Consider the following 609-nt stretch of genomic DNA (forward strand, 5'->3'; position numbering starts at 1 on the left):
CATGGCAAAAACTCTATGTTGGTTCTTCGTCCTGCTGATGCCAATGAAACAACCGTAGCATGGGAAATGGCCTTGAACAATACAGACAGCCCATCGGCGTTGATCCTTTCGCGCCAGAACATTGCCAACCTTCCGGGAAGCTCGTATGAGTTTGCCAAAAAGGCTGAAATGGGGGCTTATGTGGTAGAAAAGGACAGTGATACTCCTGACGTGGTTCTTTTGGCCAGTGGTTCTGAGGTTTCTACCTTGATTGCCGGTGCAGAAAAGCTAAGGGCAGAAAAAGGGCTGAAACTACAGATTGTATCCGTGATCTCAGAAGGCGTGTTCAGGAACCAGGACAAAGCTTACCAGGCTGAAGTATTGCCGGTTGGTGTTCCTCGTTTTGGTATGACAGCCGGTTTGCCTGTGACCCTTGAAGGTTTGGTTGGAGAGAACGGCAAGGTTTGGGGATTGGACCACTTTGGTTATTCAGGCCCTTACACCGTGCTTGACGAGAAATTCGGTTTCACGGCCGAAAACGTATTCAACCAGGTAACAGAATTGTTGAAGTAACAAATCGAAAGATTTTATATATTGTAAAGCAATCCCGTATGGGGTTGCTTTTTTTAT

1 protein-coding gene is annotated in these 609 nt (G+C 46.6%); it reads left to right on the forward strand.

Annotated elements, in window-relative coordinates; genetic code table 11:
• The coding region (locus tag OM074_RS21185) for a transketolase-like TK C-terminal-containing protein (protein ID WP_435873450.1) at positions 1 to 552 on the forward strand (552 nt) is incomplete at its 5' end.
• Positions 553 to 609: the final 57 nt, after the last annotated feature.

This window comes from Plebeiibacterium marinum, assembly GCF_026013615.1.
Classification (GTDB): domain Bacteria; phylum Bacteroidota; class Bacteroidia; order Bacteroidales; family Marinilabiliaceae; genus Saccharicrinis; species Saccharicrinis marinus_A.